Here is a 25,117-nt window from a genome sequence, read left to right on the forward strand (position 1 = left end):
CGCCGTTAGCCGAAGATGGTGACTGTCTGCCGGCCGATCGCCAGGAGCTGGCCATCGGCCGACCAGGTCTGCGCTGCAATATGGCCATAGCCATCGCGGGCATGTTCGATGGTCGCCAGGTACTGGCACCAGCCATTGGCCGGCATCGCCGGCAACGGCTGGACGAACTCCACCGTCCAGGTCAGCGAGCTGGAAGGCGCCGGTGACTTCAGGTGCGGCAGGTTGGCCGGCGGCCAGGCGTCGATCAGCGCCAGCAGGTGGCTGATCTCCATCGGCTCATCGCCTACGTCATCGCCGCGAAAGCGCATCCAGCCGCCCATTGCACGCTCGCGGCTGGCCGAGAACGGCATGTGCCCGACTGCCCAGCGCATGGCGATGTTCTGGGTGAAGGCCGGCATCAGCTTGCGGATGTAGGGCAGCTCCTGGCAGTCCTCCACGGCCTTGAAGGCCGGCGGCGGCAGGCCGTCCATCTGCACGGTGGATTCGCGCGATACGCCGAAGCTGCCCTGCGCCAGCAGCACCACCTGCCCGTTCTGCACAGCGCGACAGAACACCTGGCTGACCGACTTGCCCTCACGCAGCACTTCGGCCTCGAAGCTCACCGGCACTTCCACTTCGATGGGCCCGACGAAGGTGATCGCCAGGGAGCGCGCCGGCCGACCGGCCTCGGCAACCGCCGCCATCGCCTCGTAGGCCAGGGCCGCCACAAGGCCGCCGAAGCTTGCGCGGCCCTGTGCCCAGGTGGCGGGGATGACGATGGACAGCGGCGCGGCACGCACCGCCCGGAGCATTTCGCTGAAGGACATGTCGATACTTCCATAAGGGACTGCCGGCGATCCTAGGGCATCGCGCCGCACCGGCAAACCATCCAAAGCCTTGTCCCCTGCAGGAAATGCCCTGCCATCAATGGCCTCTATGCAATGCCTTCTGCAGGGCGTCCAGGCTCTCGTCGGCGAGGCGCTCGGCAAGGTCGTGGCGGGCGTTCCAGTGGGGTTGCAGCGGCATCAGGTCCAGTTCGCGCTCACTGCGAATCAGCCACTGCTCGTAGTCATGCCAGTCACCGAGGGCCGATTGCGCATCCTTCAATGGCACCAGCAGGCGCTGGGGAACGGCCGACTCTTTCGGATAGGCCTCCAGCGAATAGCGCACCCGCTTGATCAGCAGGCGCAGGCGATGGCGGTCGTGGGCCGGGTCTTTCAGCGCGTCGCGCAGCTTCTGCCACTCCCTGGCCAGGCGCTTCTCCACCTTGCCATGCAGTCCCTTGAGCACGCCGTGGCGTTCGGCGGTGCGCCACAGCTGCGGCCAGCCATCCAGGCGCATCATCAGGCGTTCCCACTGCGGGCTGGCGAGCAGCGTGGCGTAGCCGGACATCAGCGCCGGCCGACGCAGTGCGACTGCACGTTCGTAGCCTTCGGCCTCCAGCACCGGCAGCAGCACTTCAAGATCACGCAGCGGGCCACTGAGCCGGCCCATGTCACCCAATGCCTGCTCCAGTTCATCGATGCCGGGCATGCCCCGCACCGGGTGCAGCAGGCTGCGCAGCCGGCGTACAGCGATGCGCAGGTCATGCAGCGCCTCGGGATCGGATTCGGCCTTCAGGCGGGAAGACGCGGAGAACAACGCGACCTCCTGCTCGATCAGATGGCTTACCAGGTAATCGGAGAAGGAGGTCACGGCAGGCTCCACGCCAGAGGGTGAGATATCAGGTTAGCCCCCACCGACGCAGCGGCAAGGGACACCATGTCACGTTGCGTTTCTGCCCGCAGTGCGCAAGCGCCAGGGCAGCTCGCGGCGCAAGCGCGCCAGGTGCGCGCGCAGCTCGCCCGGCGCAGTGGCTGCGCCGCCATAGCGCTGCGCTTCGAACGCCTCGAGGTAAGCGCGGATCGCCTGTGCATGAGCCGGCAGGACCTTGATGGCACGATGGCAGAAGTCCCGCGCACCCTCCCCCGGTTCTCGGCGTACGCCCAGCGGAGCGAGCATCCTTTCGAAGCGCTGGAAACTGCGCAACTGGAGATCGGCAGAGCGTCGCCAGGGCTTGAACAGCACCAACGCCAGCACCCCGAGCAGCAACCCGCCGCCCCCCACCAGCAACGCGCCTATCCATTGCCGGTCGAGCCCGCCGAACCAGTTTTTCAGCATGTCGCCCTGCTGCTCGGCCTGGTAGCCCAGCACCCAGCGCTGCCAGCCGTAGTTGACGTTGTCCCAGGCCATGCGCAGCTCATTGAGGAGCGCAAAATTCCGGTAACGCAGCGGCGAAAACGGATCGGCCTCGAGGAAGCTGCCTTCCTGGCTCATGGCCGCCTCCAGGCCCTGCTCGATCCGCTCGGGCGATACCGCTCCCGTCGGGTCGACCCGCGTCCAGCCCCGGCCAGGCTGCCAGTACTCCACCCAGGCGTGGGCATCGAACTGGCGGATCGCCAGGTAATTGCCCGAGGAACTGACCTCGCCGCCCTGGTAACCGGTGACCACGCGCGCCGGAATGCCAGCCGCGCGCAAGACGAAGGTCATGGCGCCGGCATAGTGCTCGCAAAAGCCGGCGCGAGTGCCGAACAGGAAGCCGTCGATACGTTCCGGGCCGGCATCCGGCGGCCGCAGCGTGTAGCGGAACGGCTGCTCGCGGAGGTGCCGGAGCATCGCCTGTACCAGTTCGGCCGGCTGCGGGTAGCGCTCGCGCAGCTGCTGCGCCCAGGCGCGGGCCTGGGGATTGCTGCCTTGCGGCAAGGCAAGGTTGATCCGTTGCGCGCGGGCGGCATCGTCCGGCTCGAGCAGCGCCTGCGGCCAGGATGTGGCGCGATAGAGCAGCCCCTGGCGCACCGGCAGGCGCCGTTCCAGGTGGAAGTCGCTCATCATTCGCGCATCGTCCAGGCTGGCCTGTGCCACATCCAGGGCAAACAGCCAGGGGCGGCCATTGGGTTCCATGATCACCTGGTACTGCAGAGGCTGCCCCTGCTGCCGCCATTGCGGTGGGCGATCGCCACGCTGGAACGCGGTGCTCCAGCGCACGCCGTCAAAACGCTCCAGCGTCAAGGCGCGCCAGTACAGCTGCGATCGCGGTGGCGGGCTGCCGTCGAAACTCACACGGAAGGCCAGCGCCGGGGACTGGCTCAGCTCCACCATGTCACCCGGTGCCATGCTGTCGCTCAGCCCGGTCATGGACTTGTCGCCCGGCATGGGCAAGGACCACAGCGGCCCCATGCGCGGAAACAGCAGGAACAGCAGCAGCATCAGCGGCAAGGCCTGTAGCAGCAGGCCGCCCGCCAGGCGCAGGGTAGGCATCGGGCGCGCGGCGAAACTGCTCTGCTGCAGGCCGATGGCCGCCGCCAGCAGGGCCAGCACCGGCAGCAGGCTGAAAGCAGCGGCGATGATGTCGTCCTGGAAAAGGTAACTGGTGGTCACCGCGAAGAAGCCCAGGAGGATCAGCACCCAGGCGTCGCGACGGGTCTTGAGTTCCACCAGCTTGATCACGAAGGCCGAAATCAGCAGCACCACGCCGGCATCCAGGCCGATCAGCGAACCGCGGGAAAACCACACCCCCAAACCGGCCGCCGCCACCAGCGCCAGCTTGGCGACGCCGCTGGGGTAGTTGGCGCGCATGCGGAACACCTGGATGCGCCACGCCGCGCACCCCAGCCAGACCGCGACGATCCACAGCGGCAAATGCTGCAGGTGCGGAATGATCACCACGGCCTGGGCCACCAGTAGCCAGGTCAGCGCCACCCGGGGGATCGGCTGGGCGGATGTGGCGGTCGCGCTGCTCATCGTTTCATCCCGTGCAGTGCCAGGGCGCGCAGGCAGGCATCGCGATGCGCGTCATCCAGGCCAACCGCCAGCTGCGCATCCGGCAGGCGCAAACCGAAGGGTTGCTGGCGCAGCGACAATTGCAGGACCCAGAAGCAAAGGCGTGACAGGCGCCCCTCCGTGTCACCGCCGAGGCTGTCGAATTCCAGCCAGACATTGCGCCCGGCCAGGGCAGAGAAATCCTTCACCAGCAATCCCTGGCCACGGGAATAGGCCTTCCAGTGCAAGCGCCGGCGCGAGTCGCCCGGCTGGTAGGGCCGCAGCCCCTGGTAATCGTCGACGCCGCGACCACTGGGGCGTACGCCCTCCTCGTCGTTCTCCGCCGGGCCGCCTTCCAGCGGCAGGTCGCCGGGCTGTGGATGCGGGTAGACCAGCACCGACTGATCGAGGTCGACCCAGCTCCAGGCCACCAGCAAGCCCAGCGGGAAGCGGCTTTCCACTCGCAGGCGGCCAGGGCGCAACCAGCCACGGCGCTCCGCCGGCAGGCTGAGCAGCACCTCTTGGGCATGCTCTACCGCGACATCGGAGAACTGCATGCGCTGGGCTTCCCACCCCAGGCCGATGGCCTGCCGCGCGCGCCCTTCGGCTTCCAGGCGTACACGGAACGCGGCCTGCTCTCCGACGAACACCGGCTGTGCGCCGAGAGAGCTCAGCCGCAGACCACCGAGGTTACGGTAGGTGTGCAGGATGGCAACGATGAACAGCGACAGCAGCAGGAAGGTCAGGCCGTAGGCGAGGCTGTTCTGGTAGTTGATGGCGGTGAGCAGCATCAACAGCAGGGCGACACCGAACGCCATCCCCTGCCGGGTGGGAATGATGAAGATGCGCCGCTGGTTGAGCTGCAACGACGGCGACGGCGGTATGCGACGGGCTATCCAGCTCTGCCACAGTGGCCTGACCCTGACGAGCATGACGTGCCCCTCAGAGAGCCGGAACTTCGCGCAACAGCCACTGCACCAGCGCACCACCGCCATGCCCGGCCGGGTCGGCCTGGTCGCGCAGGCGGTGGCCGGCCACCGAGGGCAGCACGGCCTGCACATCCTCGGGGATTACATAATCGCGCCCGGCCAGCAAAGCCCAGGCGCGGGCCGCCGCCAGCAGCGCCAGGCTGCCGCGCGGCGACAGGCCAAGGGCAAAGGCCGGCTGGGTGCGCGTAGCCTCCACCAGGCGCAGCACGTAATCCACCAGGGCGTCGCTGGCGCGCACCTCCAGCACCTCGCCCTGCAGCGCCTGCAATTCCTGCGGGTCGAGCATCGGCTCCAGACGCGGCAGCAGGTCGCGGCGCGCCTCGCCCAGCAGCAGCGCCTTCTCCGCCGCGCGGCCGGGATAGCCCAGCGACAGGCGCATGAGGAAACGGTCGAGCTGGGATTCGGGCAGCGCAAAGGTGCCGCCCTGGGTCACCGGGTTCTGCGTGGCGATGACGAAGAAAGGGTCCGGCAGCGGGCGAGTCGCGCCCTCGATGGTCACCTGTCCCTCCTCCATGGCTTCGAGCAGCGCGCTCTGGCTCTTGGGCGTGGCGCGGTTGATTTCGTCGGCCAGCACCAGCTCGGAGAAGATCGGCCCGGGGTGGAAGACGAACTGGCCGGTGTCCTTGTCGAACACCGAGGTGCCCAGCACGTCGCCGGGCAGCAGGTCGGAGGTGAACTGGATGCGCTGGAAGCTCAGGCCCAGCACCCGCGCCAGGGCGTGGCTCAAGGTGGTCTTGCCCATGCCGGGCAGGTCTTCGATGAGCAGGTGCCCCCGAGCCAGAAGGCAGGTCAGCGCCAACCTCACCTGCACTTCCTTGCCGAGCAGTACCTGATCAACTGCCTTCAGACAATTCTCCAGCTTGGCGTGCATCCTGTCCCTCTCTTCCCCGGAAAACTCCGATCCTACTGGTCCCGGACAGAGCATCAAAGACCTCGACACATTTAGTCCGCAATCTGTGATGTAGAGCTGTGATCCAGAGCGCCTAGCGCCCCAACAGGCGCTCCATCAGCCAGCTCGACGCCGGCCCCAGCGGGCGCTGTCGCGACCAGATCACGTCCACCGCCACCCGACGCGGCCAGCCCGCGACCTTCAGTTCCTGCATACGCCCACTGGCGAAGCGTCCTACCATCCAGCTGGGCAATTCGATCCAGCCGAAGCCCAATACCGCCATGTCCAGCAGCAGCAGGTAGTTCGGTGCGCTCCAGCAGCGGCCACCCGGCATCGGCGCGGCGTCGTCCAGATAGGTGTTCAGGCGCAGCGCCCTGTAGGCCAGCAGATCTTCGCGCTCTACCTGAGCACGGCCCGCCAGCGGATGATCGCGACTGACGAACAGGCCGAACTCGGCCTGTTCGCTCAAGGTCGCCGAACTGATATCCGGCGGGTAATCCCGCTGTGCCGCAAGCAGCCCCAGGCTGGCGCGTCCCTGGACGACCAGGTCGAGCACATCGCTGTCCTCGGCGATCAGCCACTCGAACTCCAGGTCCGGGTAGCGCGCATCGATTTCTGCCAGCCGCGCCTCGAATTCGGCGGACTGATAGGTGTCCGACATCGCCAGGGTGACGCGCGACTCCAATCCTCCGACCAGCTGATGCGCCAGTTGGCCTAGCCGGTCGTTGGCCATCAGCACTTCCTCGACCCGCCCGAGTAGCGCATGGCCGGCCTCGGTCAATTGCGGTTGGCGGCTGCTGCGGTCGAACAAGGTCAACCCCAGATCGATCTCCAGCCGCGCGATGGCCTCGCTGACGGTGGACTGGCTCTTGCCAAGCTTGCGCGCGGCGGCGCTGAAGGAACCCAGGCAGGCAGCCTCGGCGAAGGCCTGCAGGGATTCGGGGGAATATTGCACGGGCGGCACCTCTTCCATCGGTTATCCCGATGGTATCCAACTTAGATCCAGCCGGTCGACCGATGATAATGGCAGCGGACCGACGGAGTCGGCCTACCACCGTTATATCTGGAGAAGCACCATGAGCCCGACTAAAACCTTGAAAGAACGGATGTTCCACGCCGGGCTTTTCGAACTGCTGGCGGTCGTCATCTGCGCACCGACCCTGGCCTGGCTGATGGACAAACCCCTGGGCCACATGGGCGCCATGACCCTGATGTTCTCGGCCATCGCCACCGTGTGGAACATGCTGTTCAACGCCGCCTTCGACCGCGCACAGAACCGCATGGGCTTTTCCCGCACCCTGTCGGTGCGCGTGCTGCACGCCTCGCTGTTCGAACTGGGCCTGATCATCCTGCTGGTGCCGCTGGCCGCCTGGTGGCTGTCGGTGAGCCTGCTGGAAGCCTTCATCCTCGACATCGGCCTGGTGCTGTTCTTCCTGCCCTACGCGCTGGTGTTCAACTGGGTTTATGACGTTGTGCGCGAGCGCTGGATCGGCCGGACGACTTCAACCGCTCAAGCCCACGGCTGAAACCTGTAGGAGCGAGCTTGCTCGCGAACGAATTTCCCGGCAGCGAATGAGCCGGACGGTTCGCGAGCAAGGACTGGACGTCCCCCTCGGTCCTACGAAAAGCAGAAACGAAAAAGCCCGCATCGCTGCGGGCTTTTTTTCATGCCTGGAGAAAGGCTCAGGCCAGACTGGCAGCAATCTCGGCCAAAGCCTTGGCCGGGTCGGCGGCCTGGCTGATCGGGCGACCGATCACCAGGTAGTCCGAGCCGTTGTCCAGCGCCTGGCGCGGGGTGAGGATGCGCCGCTGGTCGTCCTGGGCGCTGCCGGCCGGACGGATGCCGGGGGTGACCAGTTGCAGCGCGGGGTGCGCGGCCTTCAGCGCCGGCGCCTCCTGGGCGGAGCACACCAGGCCGTCCATGCCGGCCTTCTGCGCCAACGCCGCCAGGCGCAGCACCTGCTCCTGCGGCTCGACGTCCAGGCCGATGCCGGCCAGGTCCTCGTGCTCCATGCTGGTCAGCACGGTCACGCCGATCAGCAGCGGCGACGGGCCATTGAAGGCGTCCAGGGTCTCGCGGCAGGCACTCATCATGCGCAGGCCGCCGGAGCAGTGCACGTTGACCATCCACACACCCATCTCGGCGGCGGCGCGCACGGCCATCGCGGTGGTGTTGGGGATGTCGTGGAATTTCAGGTCGAGGAAGACTTCGAAGCCGCGGCTGTTCAGCGTCTCGACGATACCGGCGGCGCAACTGGTGAACAGTTCCTTGCCCACCTTCACCCGGCACAGCTTCGGATCGAGCTGGTCAGCCAGCGCCAGTGCGGCTTCGCGGGTGGGGAAATCCAGGGCGACGATGATCGGGGTCTGGCAGGCGGACATGGGCTCTCTCGCGGGTATCGAAAAAATCGGCGCGCATTGTCGCAGAAACGCGCCGACTTCCGTAGCCCGCCCGGCAGGAATGCTGCGTCGCCGACGGCGATCAGGCACTCAGCCGCTCGCGCAGGCGGCCGAGCATGCCCAGCAGGCTGCCCACTTTTTCCCGCTCACGATCCTCGCGCGGCACCTCGGCGATGCGCGCGACTTTCTGCTCCGGCTGTGCGCGCCAGAGCAGCGCCTGTTCGGCGGCGGCCTTCAGGCCCTTCTCGAACAGCCCGCGGCGGATCGGCTTGGGCAGGTAGCGGAAGATCTGCGCCTGGTTGATCAGCGCCAGCAGGTCCTGGGTGTCGCGGAACGGCGTGACGACGATGCTGAGCAGGCGCGGATGAGCCTGGGCCAGGGATTTGAGCAGCGGCGCGGTGTCCTCGCCGGCGAGCTTCAGGTCGCTGACGAGGATATCGATGGGCTCGCTGTTCAGCCGCACGATGGCCTCGGCCAGGTTGCGCGCGCGGTGTAGCTGGTGGGTGCCGGCGCTGCAGAACTCGCCGACGCAGGCCAGCGTCTCGGGGTCCTCGTCCAGCAGCAGCACGTTGAGCGGCGCAACGACGCGGCTGATCGCCTTGGTATCGATGGGCTCGGCCGGAGCCTGGCGCTGGGCGATCTCGGCCGCCTGACGCAGGGTGAAGGCCATTTCCTGCGGATCCCAGGGCTTGGTCAGGTAGCGGAAGATGCCGCCGCTGTTGAGCGCATCCACCGCGGCGTCGAGGTCCGAATAGCCGGTCAGCAGGATACGCAGGGTGTCCGGGGCAATTTCCTGCGCCTGCGCCAGCAGCTCGGCGCCGCTCATCTGCGGCATGCGCTGGTCGCTGACGAGGATGTCGATGCGCTCTTCGCGCAGGCGCTGCAGGGCCTTGTGCGGATCGGTCTCCACCAGCACGTCGTAGTGACGGCGGAACTGCATCGCGAGGCTGCGCAGGATGCGTTCCTCGTCGTCGACGAAGAGGATGCGGACAGGCAGCTGGCTCATGTTCAGGCGCTCCGTTTCAGTTCGCTGGCCTGCTGGATCGGCAGGCTGATGAGGAATCGCGTGCCGCGTCCGGGCTCGGACGCCACGCGGATGCGGCCGCCGTGGTCCTGGACGATCTTGTAGCTGATCGACAGGCCCAGGCCCGTGCCCTGCCCCACCGGCTTGGTGGTGAAGAAGGGGTCGAAGATGCGCGCGCGCACCTCCTCGCTCATGCCCTTGCCGTTGTCCTGTACCGAGAGGTGCACATGGGTTTCGTCCGCCCAGGATTTCACCTGGATCAGGCCGAACTTCTCCATGGCCTGGGCGGCGTTGGTCAGCAGGTTGAGCAGCACCTGGTTGATCTGGCTGGCGGCGCAGGCGACCTTGGGCAGCGCACCCAGCAGGGTGGCGACCTCGGCCTTTTCCTTGATGCTGTTGCGGGCGATCAGCAGCGCGCTGCGCACGCAGTCGTTGAGATCGACCTCTTCGCTGCGGGCTCGGTCCAGGCGGGCGAAATCCTTCAATCCACCGACCAGCTCGCCGATCTGCGCCAGGCCGAAATCGGTGTCGCCGAACAGTTGGTCGAGATCGCCCACCAACTGCTCCAGCGCGGCCTCGTCGCGGGCCTGTTCGAAAGCGGCGCGGGCGCGGGCCAGTTGCTCGGGAGCGCAGGCCGGATCGTCCAGGCACTCGGTGAGCAGGGTCTGCGCTTCGGTCAGACCCAGCAGCGGAATCAGCAGTTCGCGCAGCAGGGCGACGTTGTTCTTCACATAGCCCAGCGGAGTGTTCAGCTCATGGGCAACCCCGGCGACCATCTGCCCGAGGGACGCCATTTTCTCCGACTGCACCAGTTGTACCTGGGATTCGCGCAAGTCCTGCAGGGTCTTGTTGAGCACCTGATTGCGCTGGGCGACACGCTGCTCCATGGCCTTGAGCAGGTCGAGCACCGTGCCCAGGCCGAGGTAGCGTCCCTGCTCGTCCACCAGAACGAAGTCCTCGGTGATCGGGTAACTCAGCTGGGCGGTGACCTGTTGCGAGGCTTCTTCGAGGCTCAGGTCGCCGCGCACCTTCAGCGGCTGCGCATTCATCACGTCGCTGGCCGGACGGCGCCCCCAGAGGTCGCGGCCGAAGCGCTGCATGAAGATGTCCTGCAGGCCGTTGCGGCTCACCAGCCCCAGCGGCACTCCGGCGGCATCCACCACCGGCAGCGAAAGGAAGGAACGGTGCTCGGCGTCGAGGAAGCGTTCCGCCACGTCGCTGATACTCAATTCCGGGGCCAAGGGCGCAACCTGGCGCAACAGCTCGTGCAGGGCGCGGGTGGTCATCGGCGGAACTCCGGTCACTGGGATGGGCGCCAGTAGAGCAGCGGCAGATTGCCATCCTGTGACAGCCGTCGCGTGGCCAAGAAGCTTCACGGCGCGGTCATCGGCCTGCAACAAGCGCCAACCCGACGCACCCGAACGAATCGCCGCGCACCCATTCGACGCACGCAATGTGCTGCGAATGTTCACGAAGCGACGCGAAAACACCCTTTGCGACCTGACTTCCGGGCATGGCACGGGCACTGCACGAATCAGCCGGTCGTGTTTTTCATCCTCGTTCGGACTTTCTCTTCTCTGACTTTCTCTTCAGGAGACGTCGCATGAGCACGCAACTCAAACCCACCCTCGGCACCCTGCACCTGTGGGGCATCGCCGTGGGCCTGGTGATTTCCGGTGAATACTTCGGCTGGAGCTATGGCTGGGGCGTGGCCGGCACCCTCGGTTTCCTGGTCACCACGCTGCTGGTGGCGACCATGTACACCTGCTTCATTTTCAGCTTCACCGAGCTGACCACTGCCATTCCCCACGCCGGCGGTCCTTTCGCTTACAGCCGCCGCGCCTTCGGCGAGAAAGGCGGGCTGGTGGCGGGCCTCGCCACGCTGATCGAGTTCGTCTTCGCCCCGCCGGCCATCGCCATGGCCATCGGTGCCTACCTCAACGTGCAGTTCCCCTCGCTCGATCCCAAGCACGCGGCAGTCGGCGCGTACCTGATCTTCATGACCCTGAACATCCTCGGCGTGAGTATCGCCGCCACCTTCGAGCTGATCGTCACCATCCTTGCGGTGGGCGAGTTGCTGGTGTTCATGGGCGTGGTGGCGCCGGGCTTCAGCTTCAGCAACTTCGTGCTCAATGGCTGGGCCGGCTCCGACAGCTTCGGCGGCGCGGCGATCAGTGGCATTTTCGCGGCAATTCCCTTCGCCATCTGGTTCTTCCTCGCCATCGAGGGCGCGGCCATGGCCGCCGAGGAAGCCAAGGACCCGAAACGCACCATTCCCAAGGCCTACGTCAGCGGCATTCTCACCCTCGTAGTGCTGGCCCTCGGCGTGATGCTGTTCGCCGGCGGCGCGGGTGACTGGAAGGCGCTGTCGGGGATCAACGACCCGCTGCCACAGGCGATGAAAATGGTGGTCGGCGAGAACTCCGGCTGGCTGCACATGCTGGTGTGGATCGGCCTGTTCGGCCTGGTGGCGAGCTTCCACGGCATCATCCTGGGCTACTCGCGGCAGTTCTTCGCCCTGGCCCGTGCGGGTTACCTGCCGCGTGGTCTGGCCAAGCTGTCGCGCTTCCAGACGCCGCACCGGGCGATCATCGCCGGCGGCCTGGTGGGCATCGCGGCGATCTACAGCGACGGCCTGATCGCCCTGCAGGGCATGAGCCTGACTGCCGCAATGATCACCATGAGCGTATTCGGCGCCATCGTCATGTACATCATGAGCATGCTCAGCCTGTTCAAGCTGCGCCGCAGCGAGCCGGATCTTGAACGCAGCTTCCGCGCGCCGGGCTTCCCCATCGTGCCGGGCATCGCCCTTGCGCTGGCGGTGCTGTGCCTGGCGGCGATGGTCTGGTTCAACCTGCAGATTGCCGGCATCTTCCTGGCCTTCATGGCGGCGGGCTTCATCTACTTCCAGCTCACCGCCGCCCATCGCGCCAGCGCCCCGGCGGACGCTATGCTGACGGGAGCCTGATCGCCATCCGCGCCCTGCCCTTGCAGCGGGGCGCGGGATAACCGGGACGTTCGCATGACCTACCAGACCACCGTCGGTAGCCTCACCTACCGCTTTGCCGACCTGAAGACGCTGCTCGCCAAGGCCAGCCCGGCACGCTCCGGCGATTCGCTGGCAGGTCTTGCCGCCGGCAGCTACGAAGAACGCATGGCGGCGAAGATCGCCCTCGCCGATGTGCCGCTCAGGCGCTTCCTCGACGAGGCGCTGATTCCGTACGAAGCAGACGAAGTCACCCGGCTGATCATCGACAGCCACGACGCCGCTGCCTTCGCGCCGATCAGCCATCTCACCGTCGGCGACTTCCGCGACTGGCTGCTGCTGGACAGTACCGACAGCAGGACGCTCACTGCCGCTGCCAAGGGCATCACGCCGGAAATGGCTGCCGCGGTGAGCAAGCTGATGCGTAATCAGGACCTGATCCTGGCGGCGAAGAAGTGCCGCGTGGTCACGCGCTTTCGCAACACCATCGGCTTGCCCGGCCACCTATCGGTGCGCCTGCAACCCAACCATCCCACCGACGACGTACGCGGCATCGCCGCCAGCATGCTCGACGGCCTGCTCTACGGTTCGGGCGATGCGGTGGTGGGCATCAACCCGGCGAGCGATTCGCAAGCCACGCTGATGCAGCTGTGGCGGATGATGGACGAGCTGCGCCAGCGCTTCGATATCCCCATGCAGAGCTGCGTGCTCACCCACGTCACTTCGCAGATACAGGCCATCGAGGCCGGCGCGCCGATCGACCTGGTGTTCCAGTCCATCGCCGGCACGCAGAAAACCAACGAGAGCTTCGGCATCGACCTCGCCCTGCTGCGCGAGGCTCACGCGGCGGCGCTATCACTCAAGCGCGGCACGCTGGGCGACAACGTCATGTACTTCGAGACGGGCCAGGGCAGTGCACTATCTGCCGGCGGCCACCATGGCGTCGACCAGCAGACCTGCGAGGCCCGCGCCTATGCCGTGGCCCGAGAGTTCCGCCCGCTGCTGACCAACACCGTGGTCGGCTTCATCGGTCCGGAATATCTTTACGACGGCAAGCAGATCATCCGCGCCGGGCTGGAGGATCACTTCTGCGCCAAGCTGCTCGGTGTGCCCATGGGTTGCGATGTCTGCTACACCAACCACGCCGAGGCCGACCAGGACGACATGGACAACCTGCTGACCCTGCTGGGCGCGGCGGGCATTACTTTCATCATGGGCATCCCCGGCGCCGATGACATCATGCTCAACTACCAGAGCACCTCCTTCCACGACGCCCTCTACCTGCGCAGCACCCTGGGGCTGAAGCGCGCGCCGGAATTCGACGCCTGGCTGGCGAAGATGGCGATCACCGAAGCCTCGGGCCAGTTGCGCCCAATCGGCCGTGGCCACGATCTGCTACGGGCCTTCTGAGGAACTGCCGGCATGGACCTGATCCAGAACGACCCGTGGGACGAACTGCGTGCGCACACTTCCGCACGCATCGCGCTGGGCCGCGTCGGCTCCAGCCTGCCGACGCGCGAGGTGCTGAAGTTCGGCCTGGCGCACGCCCAGGCCCGCGATGCGGTACACCATCCGCTGGACTTCGAGGCACTGCAGCAGTCGCTGGCCGACGAGGGCTTCCGTGTCCTGCGCGCGCGCAGCGAAGCGCCAGACCGCCAGACCTACCTGCTGCGCCCTGACCTCGGCCGTGCATTGCATCCCGACAGCCAATGGCAGCTCAAGGGCGAGAACGCAGCGGCGGAACTGGCGATCGTGATCGCCGACGGCCTCTCCTCCTTCGCCGTCCAGCAACACGCACTGCCGCTGCTCAATGCGCTGCGAGAATGCTTCGCCGCCGATTGGCAGAACACCCCCGTGGTGCTCGCCGAGCAGGGCCGCGTGGCCATCGGCGACGGCATCGGCGAAGCGCTGGGGGCCAAGCTCGTGCTGGTACTGATCGGCGAGCGCCCCGGCCTCAGCTCGCCCGACAGCCTTGGCCTCTACCTCACCTGGCAGCCACGCGTGGGCCGCATGGACAGCGAGCGCAACTGCATCTCCAACGTCCGCCCGCAGGGTTTGCCCTACACGCTGGCAGCGCACAAGCTCGCTCACCTGCTGCAGCAGTCGCTGCGCCTGCGAGTCAGCGGTGTCAGGCTCAAGGACGACAGTGACCTGCCCGAAGCGATCAGTCTGAACCGGCGCTCGCCTGACAAGGTCTGAATCACAGCGTATCGTGATGTTTCACTGCCACTGTCGGAGACGGGACCATGCCCTGGTATGCCTGGTTGATCATTGCCCTAGCCCTGGGCTCAATCGTCGGCGCGCTGATGATGCTGCGCGATACCGCGAAGAAACTCCCGCTCACCGAGGAGCAGCTCAAGCGCATCCATGAGCGAAACGCCGAGATGGATGCCAAGGAAGCCGACGATAAACGGTGATACTCACCTAACTGACTGACGTTTCAGTCAAAAACTGGCCACAGCGATGGCCAGCGGCAGTCGAAATTGCCTAGACTGCGCCTCCCTGGATGGAGGAAAGAATGCTCAGGAAACTCCTGCCGCTGCTGCCAGCCGTGTTGTTGCTCTGCGGTTTCGGGCTGGGATTCGTCCAGCCAGTGGGGTTGCTGATCGGCGCCGCTTACGTCGCCTGGACCCTCTACGGCGAGCAACGCATGCCCCGGCTGCTCTGGTGGCTGGTGTGCCTCGTGCTCAGTATCGCCCTGGCCGCGCACCTGCTGCCAGGCACCACGTCATGGACGCTCTGGCCAGTGCGCCAGCTCAGCCCCGACGCTCCCGTCTACGCCCTGCACCTGTCCTGGGACAAGGCCCTGGTCGGAGCGACGCTGCTCGCCTGGTGGCTGCGGCGCGAGCCGGTCCCGGAGGAAAAGCGCTCGCCAGACTTCGCCGCCATCGTCATCGTCACCACGCTGTTCGCCGTGCCCCTGGTGGCCGTCGCCGGCGGCCTGGTGGTGTGGAACCCGAAATGGCCACCCGGCTTCTGGCTGTGGATGCTGGTCAACGTCTGCGTGATCTCCTTGACCGAGGAGGCATTCTTCCGCGGCCTGCTGCAGAGTGAGCTGGTGCGTCGCTTCGGCGCCTTCGGCGGAGTGGCGGTCGCCAGCGTGCTGTTCGGCATGGTGCACTGGCCGATCAACCCGCTGTTCGCCGTGGTGGCTGGCGTGGCGGGCCTGGGCTACGGCCTGGCCTTCCACTTCAGCGGCCGCCTTGCGGTCCCCGTATTGCTGCACGCGGCGGTGAACTGCCTGCACTTGCTGCTATTCAGTTATCCGTTGCGGATTATCTGAACGACACGGACATATCTCTGTTGGGCGGATCACGCTGGCGCGTTATTCGCCCTACGTGCTGAGCCCGCACGATCTGCTTTTGACCTTGTAGGAGCGAGCTTGCTCGCGTACCGACTCCGCTGCGGGGCCATTCGCGAGCAAGCTCGCTCCTACAAGAGCCTCAATCGCGAATAACCAGCAGCAATGCCTGCTCAGCCAATTCGTCCAGCGTCAGGCTGCCCTCGGGGCGGAACCAGGTGATCGACCAGGACAGCGCCCCGGTGAGGAAGCGCCGCAGGATGAACGGATCGCCCTGGCTGTAGCCGGCCAAACGCGCCTCTTCCAGCACTTCCAGCCACATCTGCTCGTAGATGTCGCGCAGGCTGAGGATGTACGCCTGGCCTTCTTCCGACAGCGAGCGCCATTCATAGACCAGTACCGCCATCGCTTCGCCGGTGCCGCCGGTGATCGACTGCAATTCGCAGCGGATCAGCGCCAGCAAGCGTTCGCGCAGAGTCGTCGCATCGGCCAGGGCGGCGCGCATCAGGGCGGTGTTGTAGAGGATGGTTTCCTCCATCACCGAGCGCAGAATCTCATCCTTGCTCTTGAAGTGATGGAAGATACTGCCGGACTGGATGCCCACCGCGCCGGCCAGGTCGCGCACCGTGGTGCGCTCATAACCCTTGCTGCGGAACAGGTGCGCGGCGGTATGCAGCAGCTTGCCACGAGCGCTCTCCGGGTCGGTGATCTGCCCGGTCCCGACCAGCTCCAGCATTACTTCGCGGGCTTTGCGGTCATCCACGCTGTTCTCTCCCCATTGGCCGCATCGGCCGATCTGCTCAGGGCGATTCATCGAAACGCCCTGCAAGTGCTTGTGTTGTCTGACGAAATGTAAGCCCGCGAGCACCAACCAAGCAAGCGCTTGGCCATCCAATGGTTGGGGTTGTCATTGACCAGGGGCTTTTCAACCAAGCGCTTGCTTGGTAATGTCGATCCATCACTCAGCGTCACGGGCAGAACAATGACTAGAACCGTACGTATCGGCTGCGCCTCTGCCTTCTGGGGCGACACCTCCACCGCCGCCGCACAGTTGGTGCGCGGCGCGGAAATGGATTACCTGGTGTTCGACTATCTCGCCGAAATCACCATGTCGATCATGGCCGGCGCCCGCCTGAAGAACCCCGAGGCAGGCTACGCCACCGATTTCATCGACGTGATGACACCCCTGCTGGGCGACATCGCCTCGAAGCAGGTCCGCGTGATCAGTAACGCCGGCGGAGTGAACCCGCAGGCCTGCGCCAGCGCCCTGGCCGCTGCCTGCGAGAAGGCCGGTGTGGCGCTGAAGATCGCCGTGGTGCACGGCGACAACCTGCAACCGCGCCTGGGCGAACTGGCCAAGGCCGGCATCCGCGAGATGTTCAGCGATGCGCCCATGCCACCCATGTGCGTCTCGGTCAACGCCTACCTGGGCGCGCCCGGCATCGTCCAGGCGCTGAAGGCCGGCGCCGATATCGTCATCACCGGTCGCGTGGTGGATAGCGCAGTGGTCAGCGCGGCCCTCGTGCACGAGTTCGGCTGGGCCTGGAACGACTACGACAGACTGGCCCAGGCCGCCCTGGCCGGGCACATCATCGAATGTGGCGCGCAGTGCACCGGCGGCAACTTCACCGACTGGGAAAGCGTGCCGGACTACGAGCACATCGGTTTCCCTATCGTCGAAGTGCAGGCTGACGGCGCATTTGTCGTGACCAAGCCGCAGGGCACTGGCGGGCTGGTCTCGCCGCTGTCGGTGGGCGAGCAGATGCTCTACGAGATCGGCGACCCGCGCGCCTACCTGCTGCCCGATGTGATCTGCGATTTCACCCAGGTCCAACTCGCCCAGGTCGGCGAGAACCGCGTCGCCGTCAGTGGCGCACGTGGCCTGCCGCCGACCGGCCAATACAAGGTCAGCGCCACCTACCCGGACGGTTTCCGCTGCACCGCCAGCTGCCTGATCGCCGGCATCGACGCGGTGAAGAAGGCCGAGCGGGTCAGCCAGGCGATCATCGCCAAGACCGAAGAAATCCTCATGGAGCGCGGCTGGGGCCCGTACCGTGAGGTGAGTGTGGAACTGCTCGGCAGCGAGGCCACCTACGGCCCCCACGGTCGCCGTTCGGACAACCGCGAAATCGTGGTGAAGCTCGCCGTGCGCCACAGCCGCAAGGAAGCCCTTGTGCTGTTCTCCCGCGAGATCGCCCAGGCCGCCACCGGCATGGCGCCGGGCCTGACCGGTATCGTCGGGGGCCGCCCGACCGTGTACCCGGTGATCCGCCTGTTCTCCTTCCTGATCGACAAGGACAACTGCGAGTTGGCCGTGGAGATCGACGGCCAGCGCCAGAGCGCCGCCCTCCCTGCACTCGACGCCTTCGATCCGGCCATGCTGGCCGATGATATTGCCGTTCCGACCGCAAAAGGCCCGGCCCAGGCCAGCGTGCCGCTGGTGAAGCTGGCCGTGGCGCGCTCCGGCGACAAGGGCAACCACAGCAACATCGGCGTCATGGCGCGCCGGCCCGAATACCTGCCGTGGATCGCCGAGGCGCTGAGCGAAGGCGCCGTGGCCGAGTGGATGCAGCACGTGCTCGACCCGCAGACGGGCCGCGTCAGCCGCTGGCACCTGCCGGGCAGCCACAGCCTGAACTTCCTGCTGGAGAACGCCCTGGGCGGCGGCGGCGTGGCGAGCCTGCGCATCGACCCGCAGGGCAAGGCCTTCGCCCAGCAGTTGCTGGAATTCCCGGTGGCGGTGCCGCAAGCCATCGCCGATGAACTGAACATGTAGGACCGAGGGGGGCGCCTAGCCCTTGTTCGCGAACGCTTTTCGCCGGAAACACTAACGTCAGGCGGTTCGCGAGCAAGCTCGCTCCTACAAAAGAACAGCGTCAGAGCACCACCTTGACAGGGTGGGGTCCAAACCCGGCAGGACGAAAACAACAATGAGCTACGACTCGATCTTCAAACCCGGCCTGTTCAACGGCCAGACCATCATCGTCACTGGCGGCGGCAGCGGTATCGGTCGTTGCACCGCCCATGAGCTGGCAGCCCTCGGCGCCCACGTGGTGCTGGTCGGACGCAAGGCGGAAAAGCTGGAGAAGACCGCCGGCGAAATCATCGAGGACGGCGGCAGCGCCAGCTGGCATAGCTGCGACATCCGCGACGAGGAAGCGGTGAAGGCGCTGGTGGCGCAGGTCATCGCCGAGCGCGGACCGATCCATCACCTGGTCAACAACGCTGGCGGCCAGTACCCCGCGCCGCTGGCGTCGATCAACCTGAAGGGCTTCGAGGCCGTGGTGCGCACCAACCTGGTGGGAGGCTTCCTGATGGCCCGCGAAGTGTTCAACCAGAGCCTGAGCAAGACCGGCGGCAGCATCGTCAACATGCTCGCCGACATGTGGGGCGGCATGCCCGGCATGGGCCATTCCGGCGCAGCGCGTGCGGGGATGGAGAACTTCACCAAGACTGCCGCCATCGAGTGGGGCCACGCCGGGGTGCGGGTCAACGCCGTGGCACCGGGCTGGGTCGCTTCCAGCGGCATGGACACCTACGAAGGCGCGTTCAAGGCAGTGATTCCAACCCTGCGCGAGCACGTGCCACTCAAGCGCATCGGCACCGAGTCGGAAGTCGCCGCCGCCATTGTCTTCCTGCTCTCCCCCGGCGCCGCCTTCATCAGCGGCAATACCATTCGCATCGACGGCGCCGCCAGCCAGGGCAGCCGCGCCTTCCCGCTGTCGAAGGTGAAGCCGGGGCAGAGCCGCTCCTACAACGGTTTTCACCGCGCCTACCTGCCCGATGTACTGAAGGATCAGGAGTAAGCGATGCCGGTCATTCAATCCGAACTCGATCCCCAGGGCGAAGACTTCGCCCGCAACCGCGAGGCCATGCTGGCCGCCGTGGCGAGCTTCCGCGAGGTCGAGCAGAAGGTGCTGGACAAGGCCGCCGAGGCCAAGCCCAAGTTCGACAAGCGCGGCCAGTTGCTGCCGCGTGAGCGCCTGAACCTGCTGCTGGACGCGGGTGCGCCGTTCCTCGAGATTTCCTCGCTGGCCGGCTACAAGCTGCATGACGACAAGGACGGCACCCAGGCCGGCGGCGGCATCATCTCCGGCATCGGCTACATCGCCGGGGTGCGCTGCCTGGTGACGGCCAGCAACAGCGCGATCAAGGGCGGCACCATCTCCCCCACCGGCCTGAAGAAGACCCTGCGCCTGCAGCAGATCGCCTTCGAGAACAAGCTGCCGGTGGTGGCGCTGACCGAGAGCGGCGGCGCCAACCTGAACTATGCGGCAGATATCTTCGTCGAGGGCGCACGCGGCTTCGCCAACCAGGCGCGCATGTCGGCAGCAGGCATTCCCCAGGTCACCGTGGTGCACGGATCGTCCACCGCGGGTGGCGCGTACCAGCCGGGGCTGTCGGACTACGTGGTGGTGGTGCGCGGCAAGGCCAAGATGTTCCTCGCCGGCCCGCCGCTGCTCAAGGCCGCCACCGGTGAGATCGCCACCGATGAAGACCTCGGCGGCGCCGAGCTGCACGCCCAGGTCGCCGGCACTGCAGAATACCTGGCGGAGAACGACGCCGACGGCGTGCGCCTGGCCCGCGAAATCCTTGCATCGTTGCCGTGGAATTCGCAGCTTCCGGCTCGCCCGAAACAGGCGTGGGACGAGCCGCTGTACCCGGCGCAGGAACTGCTCGGCGTGGTCCCGGCGGACGCGAAGAAGCCCTACGACGTGCGCGAGATCGTCGCGCGCATCGCCGACGGCTCGCGCTTCCTCGACTTCAAGAACGAGTTCGACAGCCAGACCGTCTGCGGCCACCTGCACATCGAGGGCCACGCCTGCGGCCTGATCGGCAACAACGGCCCGATCACCCCGCAGGGTGCGGCCAAGGCGGCGCAGTTCATCCAGCTGTGCGAGCAGAGCAACACGCCGATCCTGTTCCTGCACAACACCACCGGCTTCATGGTCGGCACCGAGTCCGAGCGCCTGGGCGTGATCAAGCACGGCTCGAAGATGATCCAGGCGGTGGCCAACGCGACTGTGCCCAAGCTCACCCTGGTCGTCGGCGGTTCGTATGGCGCCGGCAACTACGCCATGTGCGGCCGCGGGCTGGACCCGCGCTTCATCTTCGCCTGGCCCAACAGCCGTACCGCCGTGATGGGCGGCGCCCAGGCCGGCAAGGTGCTGCGCATCGTCACCGAGGAAAAACACGCCAAGGAGGGCAAGGAAGCCGACCCGAAGATGCTCGACATGCTCGAACAGATGACCGCGCAGAAGCTCGACGCCCAATCCACCGCGCTCTATGGCACGGCGAGCCTGTGGGACGACGGGCTGATCGACCCCCGCGACACGCGCCAGTTGCTCGGCTACCTGCTGGACATCTGCGCGGAGGCGGCTGTGCGCCCGCTGAAGGGTAATAGTTTTGGGGTAGCCAGGTTCTGATGGGAGCGGGCAAAAAACCCTCTCCCCCGCCCTCTCCCGCAAGCGGGAGAGGGGCCAAAGCGACCCGGCGTAATGCGAACCGTCCAACCACTCCGGACAGCCCCCTCTCCCTTCAGGGAGAGGGTTGGGGAGAGGGCAAGAGGCGGGAAACCAGACCAAGCATCAGGAGAACAACAACAATGATCTTCACCCAGGAACACGAAGAACTCCGCCGCACCGTCCGCAACTTCGTCGAGAAGGAGATCAACCCCTACGTCGACGAATGGGAAAAGGCCGGCCGCTTCCCGATCCATGAAGTCTTCAAGAAAGCCGGCGACCTGGGCCTGCTGGGTATCTCCAAGCCGGAGAAATTCGGCGGCATGGGCCTGGACTACAGCTACTCGGTGGTCGCCGCCGAAGAGTTTGGCACCATCCATTGCGGCGGCGTGCCGATGGCCCTGGGTGTGCAGACCGACATGTGCACCCCGGCCCTGGCGCGCTTCGGCTCCGATGAGCTGCGCGAGGAATTCCTCCGCCCGGCCATCGCCGGCGAAATGGTCGGCTGCATCGGCGTCTCGGAAGTCGGCGCCGGCTCCGACGTTGCCGGGCTGAAGACCACCGCGCGCAAGGATGGCGACGACTATGTCATCAACGGCAGCAAGATGTGGATCACCAACTCGCCCTCCGCCGACTTCATCTGCCTGCTGGCCAACACTTCCGACGACAAGCCCCACGTCAACAAGTCGCTGATCATGGTGCCGATGAAGTCCAAGGGCATCAGCGTCAGCCCGCACCTGGACAAGCTCGGCATGCGCAGCTCGGAGACCGCCCAGGTGTTCTTCGACGATGTGCGCGTCCCGCAGCGCAACCGCATCGGCGCCGAGGGCGCGGGCTTCATGATGCAGATGCTGCAGTTCCAGGAAGAACGCCTGTTCGGCGCCGCCAGCGGGATCAAGGGCCTGGAGTACTGCGTCAACGCCACCATCGACTACTGCAAGGAGCGCAAGACCTTCGGCCAGGCGCTGATCGACAACCAGGTCATCCACTTCCGCATGGCCGAGCTGATGACCGAGATCGAGTGTCTGCGCGCCCTCACCTACCAGGCCACCGAGCAGTACATCCGCGGCAAGGACGTGACCCGCCTGGCCTCCATGGCCAAGCTGAAGGTCGGCCGCCTGGCCCGCGAAGTCACCGATGCCTGCCTGCAGTACTGGGGCGGCCAGGGCTTCATGTGGGAAAACCCGGTCTCCCGCGCCTACCGCGATACCCGCCTGGTCTCCATCGGCGGCGGCGCAGACGAAATCATGCTGGGCATCATCTGCAAAATGATGGGCACCCTGCCGGGCAAGAAGAAAGGCTAAGGGCCTGGGCCCTTTGTAGGAGCGAGCTTGCTCGCGAACCGCATGGCGCCTCGGCGCCCAGTGAAACTCCGTTCGCGAGCAAGCTCGCTCCTACAGGGAATATCCGACTCCATGAGGACCCCGGCATGAATAAGTTGCCGAACTGCGAAACCCTGCTGCTGGAACCTGAAGGCGGCGTGCTGCACGTCACCCTCAACCGCCCGGACAGCCGCAACGCCATGAGCCTGGCGATGGTCAGTGAACTGCGCGCGGTGCTAGCGGCCGTGCGCGACGATCGCAGCGTACGCGCCATCGTCCTGCGCGGCGCTGGCGGACACTTCTGCGCCGGCGGCGACATCAAGGACATGGCCGGCGCCCGCGCCGCCGGTCCCGACGCCTACGCCGCGCTGAACCGCGCCTTCGGTGGCCTGCTGGAAGAAGCCCAGGCACAGCCGCAGGTGCTGGTCGCCGTATTGGAAGGCGCAGTGCTGGGCGGTGGCTTCGGCCTGGCCTGCGTCTCGGATATCGCCATCGCGGCGGCCGACGCGCAGTTCGGCCTGCCGGAAACCAGCCTCGGCATTTTGCCGGCGCAGATCGCACCCTTTGTGGTGAAACGCATCGGCCTGACCCAGGCGCGCCGCCTGGCCCTCACCGCCGCGCGCTTCGACGGCCGCGAGGCGCTGCGCCTGGGCCTGGTGCATCTCTGCGCGGATAGCGCCGAGAGCCTTGACGAGCAACTGGCCCAGACGCTCGACCAGGTTCGCCGCTGCGCCCCCGGCGCCAATGCCGCCACCAAGGCGCTGCTGCTGGCCACGGAGACGCAAGCCCTCGGCCCACTGCTGGACGATGCCGCCCGCCAGTTCGCTGCCGCGGTAACCGGAGCGGAAGGCGCCGAAGGCACCATGGCCTTCGTGCAGAAACGCAAACCGAACTGGGCGCAGTGACCCAACGCGCGCACCGAACAATCCCCTCTCCCTTCAAGGAGAGGACCGGGGAGAGGGAAACAGCCACCATGCCCAGCTTCGACAAAATCCTGATCGCCAACCGTGGCGAGATCGCCTGCCGAGTGATCCGCACCGCCCATGACCTGGGCTACCGCACCGTGGCGGTGTACAGCGAGGCCGATGCCAATGCCCGCCATGTGCAACTGGCCGACGAAGCCGTGTGCATCGGCCCGGCGCCCGTGGGCCAGTCCTACCTGAAACCCGAGGCCATCCTTGACGCCGCCAGGCGTACCGGCGCTGGCGCAGTCCACCCCGGCTACGGCTTCCTCTCGGAAAACGCCGATTTCGCTCGCGCCTGCGAGGCCGCCGGCATCGTCTTCATCGGTCCCGGTGTGGAAGCCATCCACCTGATGGGCAGCAAGCGCCTGTCGAAGATCGCCATGCTCGAAGCCGGCGTGCCCTGCATTCCCGGCTACGAGGGCGCAGAACAGGATGACGCCACGCTCACCCGCGAAGCACAGCGCATCGGCTACCCGCTGATGATCAAGGCCAGCGCCGGTGGCGGCGGGCGCGGCATGCGCCTGGTGACCCGCAGCGAAGACCTCGCCGAACAGCTGTGCACCGCGCGCTCGGAAGCACAGAACGCCTTCGGCAGCGGCGAGCTGATCCTGGAGAAAGCCGTGGTGCAACCGCGCCATGTGGAAATCCAGGTGTTTGGCGACAGCCACGGCAATATCGTCTATCTCGGCGAACGCGACTGCTCAGTGCAGCGCCGTCACCAGAAGGTCATCGAAGAAGCGCCCTGCCCGGTGCTGACCGAGGAGCTGCGCGCTGCCATGGGCAGCGCTGCCGTGAAGGCCGCCGCGTCGGTGAACTACCTGGGCGCCGGCACCGTGGAGTTCCTGCTGGACGCCAGCGGCGCCTTCTACTTCCTGGAAATGAACACCCGCCTGCAGGTGGAGCACCCGGTCACCGAACTGGTCACCGGCCAGGACCTGGTGGCCTGGCAGATCCGCGTCGCCGAAGGCCACCCGCTGCCGCTGACCCAGGAGCAGATCCAGCTCAAGGGTCATGCCATCGAGGTACGTCTGTACGCTGAGGACGCCGGCAACGGCTTCCTCCCGCAGACCGGCCAGGTCCTGCGCTGGACACCGCCGCAGCTGGACGGCATCCGCGTCGACCACGGCCTGTACGAAGGCCAGCCGGTGACGCCCTTCTACGACCCGATGCTGGCCAAGGTCATCGCCTACGGCGCCACCCGCGACGAGGCGCGGCGCAAGCTGGTGCGCGCCGTCGAGGATAGCGTGCTGCTGGGCGTGACCGGCAACCAGCGCTTCCTCGCCAACCTGCTCAAGCACCCGGAATTCGCCGCTGGCAAGGCCACCACGGCGTTCATCGGCGAACAGTTCGCCGGTGACCCCAGCCTGGCCCCGCGCCAGCCGCAGGCGCTGGAACTGGCCTGCGCCGCCGCCCTGCTCTACCAGGCTTCGGCCAGTGATCGTGCGCACCAGCCGGGGCTTTCCGGCTGGCGCAGCGCGGGCAGCGCGCCGTGGCGCTTCGCGCTCAAGCATGGCGAAGAGAAGTTCGTCGTTGAACTGGACGTCCGCGAGCACGGTACCCAACCGACGCTGCTGGCCCGCATCGGTGACAGCGAGATCAACCTGCGCCTGCTCGGCGAGGACAACGGCGACGCCATCCTCGAAGCCGACGGCATTCGCCGCCGCCTGCCCTTCCACCGCAATGGCGCGCGCCTGTGGCTGTATGGCGCGGACGGCAACCTGGAACTGCTCGACGTCACCCACGAACCGGCTGGCGCCGCCGCTGGCGCGGGCTCCGGCACGGTGAAGGCACCGATGGATGGCGCCATCGTCGACGTACTGGTGAGCGAAGGCACGCGGGTCAGCAAGGGCCAGCTGCTGCTGGTGCTTGAAGCGATGAAGATGGAGCACCCGCTCAAGGCCGGCGTCGACGGCGTGATCCGCCGGGTACAGGTGAGCAAGGGCGAACAGGTGAAATCGCGGCAATTGCTGGTGGAGGTCGAGGCGCTGGAGCCCGCCTGAAC

At 66.5% G+C, this 25,117-nt stretch carries 22 protein-coding genes; 12 read left to right on the forward strand and 10 right to left on the reverse strand.

The features are described from left to right. Positions 1 to 5 precede the first annotated feature (5 nt). The 6 genes from ACNFH5_RS19145 to ACNFH5_RS19170 form a co-directional block, all read right to left on the reverse strand. Positions 6 to 806 (reverse strand): acyl-CoA thioesterase, encoded by an 801-nt coding sequence (locus ACNFH5_RS19145; protein WP_416748605.1) that lies wholly within the window; start codon positions 804 to 806, stop codon positions 6 to 8. Between the two features lie 97 nt (positions 807 to 903). After that, positions 904 to 1,674: a CHAD domain-containing protein gene (locus ACNFH5_RS19150; RefSeq protein ID WP_416748607.1), complete on the reverse strand. Its 771-nt coding sequence runs from the start codon at positions 1,672 to 1,674 to the stop codon at positions 904 to 906. A 69-nt stretch (positions 1,675 to 1,743) separates the two neighbouring features. Continuing rightward, the gene (locus tag ACNFH5_RS19155) at positions 1,744 to 3,759 is read right to left on the reverse strand and encodes a transglutaminase TgpA family protein (RefSeq protein ID WP_416748609.1); all 2,016 of its coding nucleotides are present in this window, start codon (positions 3,757 to 3,759) and stop codon (positions 1,744 to 1,746) included. After that, positions 3,756 to 4,709: a DUF58 domain-containing protein gene (locus tag ACNFH5_RS19160; protein ID WP_416748611.1), complete on the reverse strand. Its 954-nt coding sequence runs from the start codon at positions 4,707 to 4,709 to the stop codon at positions 3,756 to 3,758. The genes ACNFH5_RS19155 and ACNFH5_RS19160 overlap by 4 nt, the downstream gene beginning before the upstream one ends. A gap of 10 nt (positions 4,710 to 4,719) precedes the next feature. After that, on the reverse strand, positions 4,720 to 5,637 hold the full coding sequence (locus ACNFH5_RS19165; protein WP_416748613.1) for an AAA family ATPase: 918 nt from the start codon (positions 5,635 to 5,637) through the stop codon (positions 4,720 to 4,722). Between the two features lie 112 nt (positions 5,638 to 5,749). Beyond that, positions 5,750 to 6,610 (reverse strand): LysR family transcriptional regulator, encoded by an 861-nt coding sequence (locus ACNFH5_RS19170; RefSeq protein ID WP_416748615.1) that lies wholly within the window; start codon positions 6,608 to 6,610, stop codon positions 5,750 to 5,752. A gap of 121 nt (positions 6,611 to 6,731) precedes the next feature. On the opposite strand from ACNFH5_RS19170, the gene ACNFH5_RS19175 reads away from it, so the two are divergent. After that, positions 6,732 to 7,181: a multidrug/biocide efflux PACE transporter gene (locus tag ACNFH5_RS19175; protein ID WP_416748617.1), complete on the forward strand. Its 450-nt coding sequence runs from the start codon at positions 6,732 to 6,734 to the stop codon at positions 7,179 to 7,181. A gap of 157 nt (positions 7,182 to 7,338) precedes the next feature. On the opposite strand, the gene pyrF is transcribed toward ACNFH5_RS19175, so the two are convergent. The 3 genes from pyrF to ACNFH5_RS19190 all read right to left on the reverse strand — a co-directional run bounded on the left by pyrF (position 7,339) and on the right by ACNFH5_RS19190 (position 10,365). Next, the gene (gene pyrF / locus ACNFH5_RS19180) at positions 7,339 to 8,037 is read right to left on the reverse strand and encodes an orotidine-5'-phosphate decarboxylase (protein ID WP_416748619.1); all 699 of its coding nucleotides are present in this window, start codon (positions 8,035 to 8,037) and stop codon (positions 7,339 to 7,341) included. 100 nt (positions 8,038 to 8,137) lie between these two features. After that, positions 8,138 to 9,061 (reverse strand): response regulator, encoded by a 924-nt coding sequence (locus ACNFH5_RS19185; protein ID WP_416748621.1) that lies wholly within the window; start codon positions 9,059 to 9,061, stop codon positions 8,138 to 8,140. A 2-nt stretch (positions 9,062 to 9,063) separates the two neighbouring features. Continuing rightward, entirely contained in the window at positions 9,064 to 10,365 is a 1,302-nt protein-coding gene (locus ACNFH5_RS19190; RefSeq protein WP_416748623.1) for a sensor histidine kinase, read from the reverse strand. Between the two features lie 317 nt (positions 10,366 to 10,682). On the opposite strand from ACNFH5_RS19190, the gene eat reads away from it, so the two are divergent. The 5 genes from eat (at position 10,683) to ACNFH5_RS19215 (ending at position 15,348) form a co-directional block, all read left to right on the forward strand. Further along, entirely contained in the window at positions 10,683 to 12,047 is a 1,365-nt protein-coding gene (gene eat, locus ACNFH5_RS19195) for an ethanolamine permease (protein ID WP_416748625.1), read from the forward strand. Positions 12,048 to 12,101: 54 nt separating this feature from the next. Next, positions 12,102 to 13,475 (forward strand): ethanolamine ammonia-lyase subunit EutB, encoded by a 1,374-nt coding sequence (locus ACNFH5_RS19200; RefSeq protein WP_416748627.1) that lies wholly within the window; start codon positions 12,102 to 12,104, stop codon positions 13,473 to 13,475. Between the two features lie 12 nt (positions 13,476 to 13,487). Continuing rightward, on the forward strand, positions 13,488 to 14,264 hold the full coding sequence (eutC, locus tag ACNFH5_RS19205; protein WP_416748629.1) for an ethanolamine ammonia-lyase subunit EutC: 777 nt from the start codon (positions 13,488 to 13,490) through the stop codon (positions 14,262 to 14,264). A 47-nt stretch (positions 14,265 to 14,311) separates the two neighbouring features. After that, positions 14,312 to 14,482: a DUF2897 family protein gene (locus ACNFH5_RS19210; protein ID WP_081518671.1), complete on the forward strand. Its 171-nt coding sequence runs from the start codon at positions 14,312 to 14,314 to the stop codon at positions 14,480 to 14,482. Between the two features lie 101 nt (positions 14,483 to 14,583). After that, positions 14,584 to 15,348 carry a CPBP family intramembrane glutamic endopeptidase gene (locus tag ACNFH5_RS19215; protein WP_416748633.1) on the forward strand — a complete coding sequence of 255 codons (765 nt, stop codon included), beginning with the start codon at positions 14,584 to 14,586 and terminating at the stop codon, positions 15,346 to 15,348. Between the two features lie 160 nt (positions 15,349 to 15,508). On the opposite strand, the gene ACNFH5_RS19220 is transcribed toward ACNFH5_RS19215, so the two are convergent. Continuing rightward, on the reverse strand, positions 15,509 to 16,129 hold the full coding sequence (locus tag ACNFH5_RS19220; protein WP_416748635.1) for a TetR/AcrR family transcriptional regulator: 621 nt from the start codon (positions 16,127 to 16,129) through the stop codon (positions 15,509 to 15,511). Positions 16,130 to 16,348: 219 nt separating this feature from the next. On the opposite strand from ACNFH5_RS19220, the gene ACNFH5_RS19225 reads away from it, so the two are divergent. The 6 genes from ACNFH5_RS19225 to atuF all read left to right on the forward strand — a co-directional run bounded on the left by ACNFH5_RS19225 (position 16,349) and on the right by atuF (position 25,115). Then, positions 16,349 to 18,142, forward strand: a complete 1,794-nt coding sequence (locus ACNFH5_RS19225; RefSeq protein WP_416748637.1) for an acyclic terpene utilization AtuA family protein — start codon at positions 16,349 to 16,351, stop codon at positions 18,140 to 18,142. 154 nt (positions 18,143 to 18,296) lie between these two features. After that, positions 18,297 to 19,172: an SDR family oxidoreductase gene (locus tag ACNFH5_RS19230; protein ID WP_416748639.1), complete on the forward strand. Its 876-nt coding sequence runs from the start codon at positions 18,297 to 18,299 to the stop codon at positions 19,170 to 19,172. A gap of 3 nt (positions 19,173 to 19,175) precedes the next feature. Next, positions 19,176 to 20,792, forward strand: a complete 1,617-nt coding sequence (gene atuC, locus ACNFH5_RS19235) for a geranyl-CoA carboxylase subunit beta (protein ID WP_416748641.1) — start codon at positions 19,176 to 19,178, stop codon at positions 20,790 to 20,792. A 179-nt stretch (positions 20,793 to 20,971) separates the two neighbouring features. Continuing rightward, complete coding sequence (atuD, locus tag ACNFH5_RS19240; RefSeq protein ID WP_401089026.1) at positions 20,972 to 22,132, forward strand: citronellyl-CoA dehydrogenase; 1,161 nt, start codon at positions 20,972 to 20,974, stop codon at positions 22,130 to 22,132. A gap of 125 nt (positions 22,133 to 22,257) precedes the next feature. After that, positions 22,258 to 23,055: an isohexenylglutaconyl-CoA hydratase gene (gene atuE, locus ACNFH5_RS19245; protein ID WP_416748644.1), complete on the forward strand. Its 798-nt coding sequence runs from the start codon at positions 22,258 to 22,260 to the stop codon at positions 23,053 to 23,055. 68 nt (positions 23,056 to 23,123) lie between these two features. Then, the gene (gene atuF / locus ACNFH5_RS19250) at positions 23,124 to 25,115 is read left to right on the forward strand and encodes a geranyl-CoA carboxylase subunit apha (RefSeq protein ID WP_416748646.1); all 1,992 of its coding nucleotides are present in this window, start codon (positions 23,124 to 23,126) and stop codon (positions 25,113 to 25,115) included. Positions 25,116 to 25,117: the final 2 nt, after the last annotated feature.

Origin of the sequence: Pseudomonas sp. NY15435, assembly GCF_048068295.1 — a bacterium.
Classification (GTDB): Bacteria; Pseudomonadota; Gammaproteobacteria; order Pseudomonadales; family Pseudomonadaceae; genus Pseudomonas.

Excerpts from the sequence above, each read along its gene's own strand:
- eutC (WP_416748629.1), top strand. The coding sequence starts at position 13,488 with ATGGACCTGATCCAGAACGACCCGTGGGACGAACTGCGTGCGCACACT.
- ACNFH5_RS19155 (WP_416748609.1), bottom strand. The coding sequence starts at position 3,759 with ATGAGCAGCGCGACCGCCACATCCGCCCAGCCGATCCCCCGGGTGGCG.
- ACNFH5_RS19200 (WP_416748627.1), top strand. The coding sequence starts at position 12,102 with ATGACCTACCAGACCACCGTCGGTAGCCTCACCTACCGCTTTGCCGAC.
- atuE (WP_416748644.1), top strand. The coding sequence starts at position 22,258 with ATGAATAAGTTGCCGAACTGCGAAACCCTGCTGCTGGAACCTGAAGGC.
- ACNFH5_RS19175 (WP_416748617.1), top strand. The coding sequence starts at position 6,732 with ATGAGCCCGACTAAAACCTTGAAAGAACGGATGTTCCACGCCGGGCTT.
- ACNFH5_RS19210 (WP_081518671.1), top strand. The coding sequence starts at position 14,312 with ATGCCCTGGTATGCCTGGTTGATCATTGCCCTAGCCCTGGGCTCAATC.
- ACNFH5_RS19230 (WP_416748639.1), top strand. The coding sequence starts at position 18,297 with ATGAGCTACGACTCGATCTTCAAACCCGGCCTGTTCAACGGCCAGACC.
- ACNFH5_RS19185 (WP_416748621.1), bottom strand. The coding sequence starts at position 9,061 with ATGAGCCAGCTGCCTGTCCGCATCCTCTTCGTCGACGACGAGGAACGC.
- pyrF (WP_416748619.1), bottom strand. The coding sequence starts at position 8,037 with ATGTCCGCCTGCCAGACCCCGATCATCGTCGCCCTGGATTTCCCCACC.
- atuF (WP_416748646.1), top strand. The coding sequence starts at position 23,124 with ATGCCCAGCTTCGACAAAATCCTGATCGCCAACCGTGGCGAGATCGCC.
- ACNFH5_RS19225 (WP_416748637.1), top strand. The coding sequence starts at position 16,349 with ATGACTAGAACCGTACGTATCGGCTGCGCCTCTGCCTTCTGGGGCGAC.
- ACNFH5_RS19145 (WP_416748605.1), bottom strand. The coding sequence starts at position 806 with ATGTCCTTCAGCGAAATGCTCCGGGCGGTGCGTGCCGCGCCGCTGTCC.
- ACNFH5_RS19215 (WP_416748633.1), top strand. The coding sequence starts at position 14,584 with ATGCTCAGGAAACTCCTGCCGCTGCTGCCAGCCGTGTTGTTGCTCTGC.
- ACNFH5_RS19190 (WP_416748623.1), bottom strand. The coding sequence starts at position 10,365 with ATGACCACCCGCGCCCTGCACGAGCTGTTGCGCCAGGTTGCGCCCTTG.
- ACNFH5_RS19160 (WP_416748611.1), bottom strand. The coding sequence starts at position 4,709 with ATGCTCGTCAGGGTCAGGCCACTGTGGCAGAGCTGGATAGCCCGTCGC.
- atuD (WP_401089026.1), top strand. The coding sequence starts at position 20,972 with ATGATCTTCACCCAGGAACACGAAGAACTCCGCCGCACCGTCCGCAAC.
- eat (WP_416748625.1), top strand. The coding sequence starts at position 10,683 with ATGAGCACGCAACTCAAACCCACCCTCGGCACCCTGCACCTGTGGGGC.
- ACNFH5_RS19165 (WP_416748613.1), bottom strand. The coding sequence starts at position 5,637 with ATGCACGCCAAGCTGGAGAATTGTCTGAAGGCAGTTGATCAGGTACTG.
- atuC (WP_416748641.1), top strand. The coding sequence starts at position 19,176 with ATGCCGGTCATTCAATCCGAACTCGATCCCCAGGGCGAAGACTTCGCC.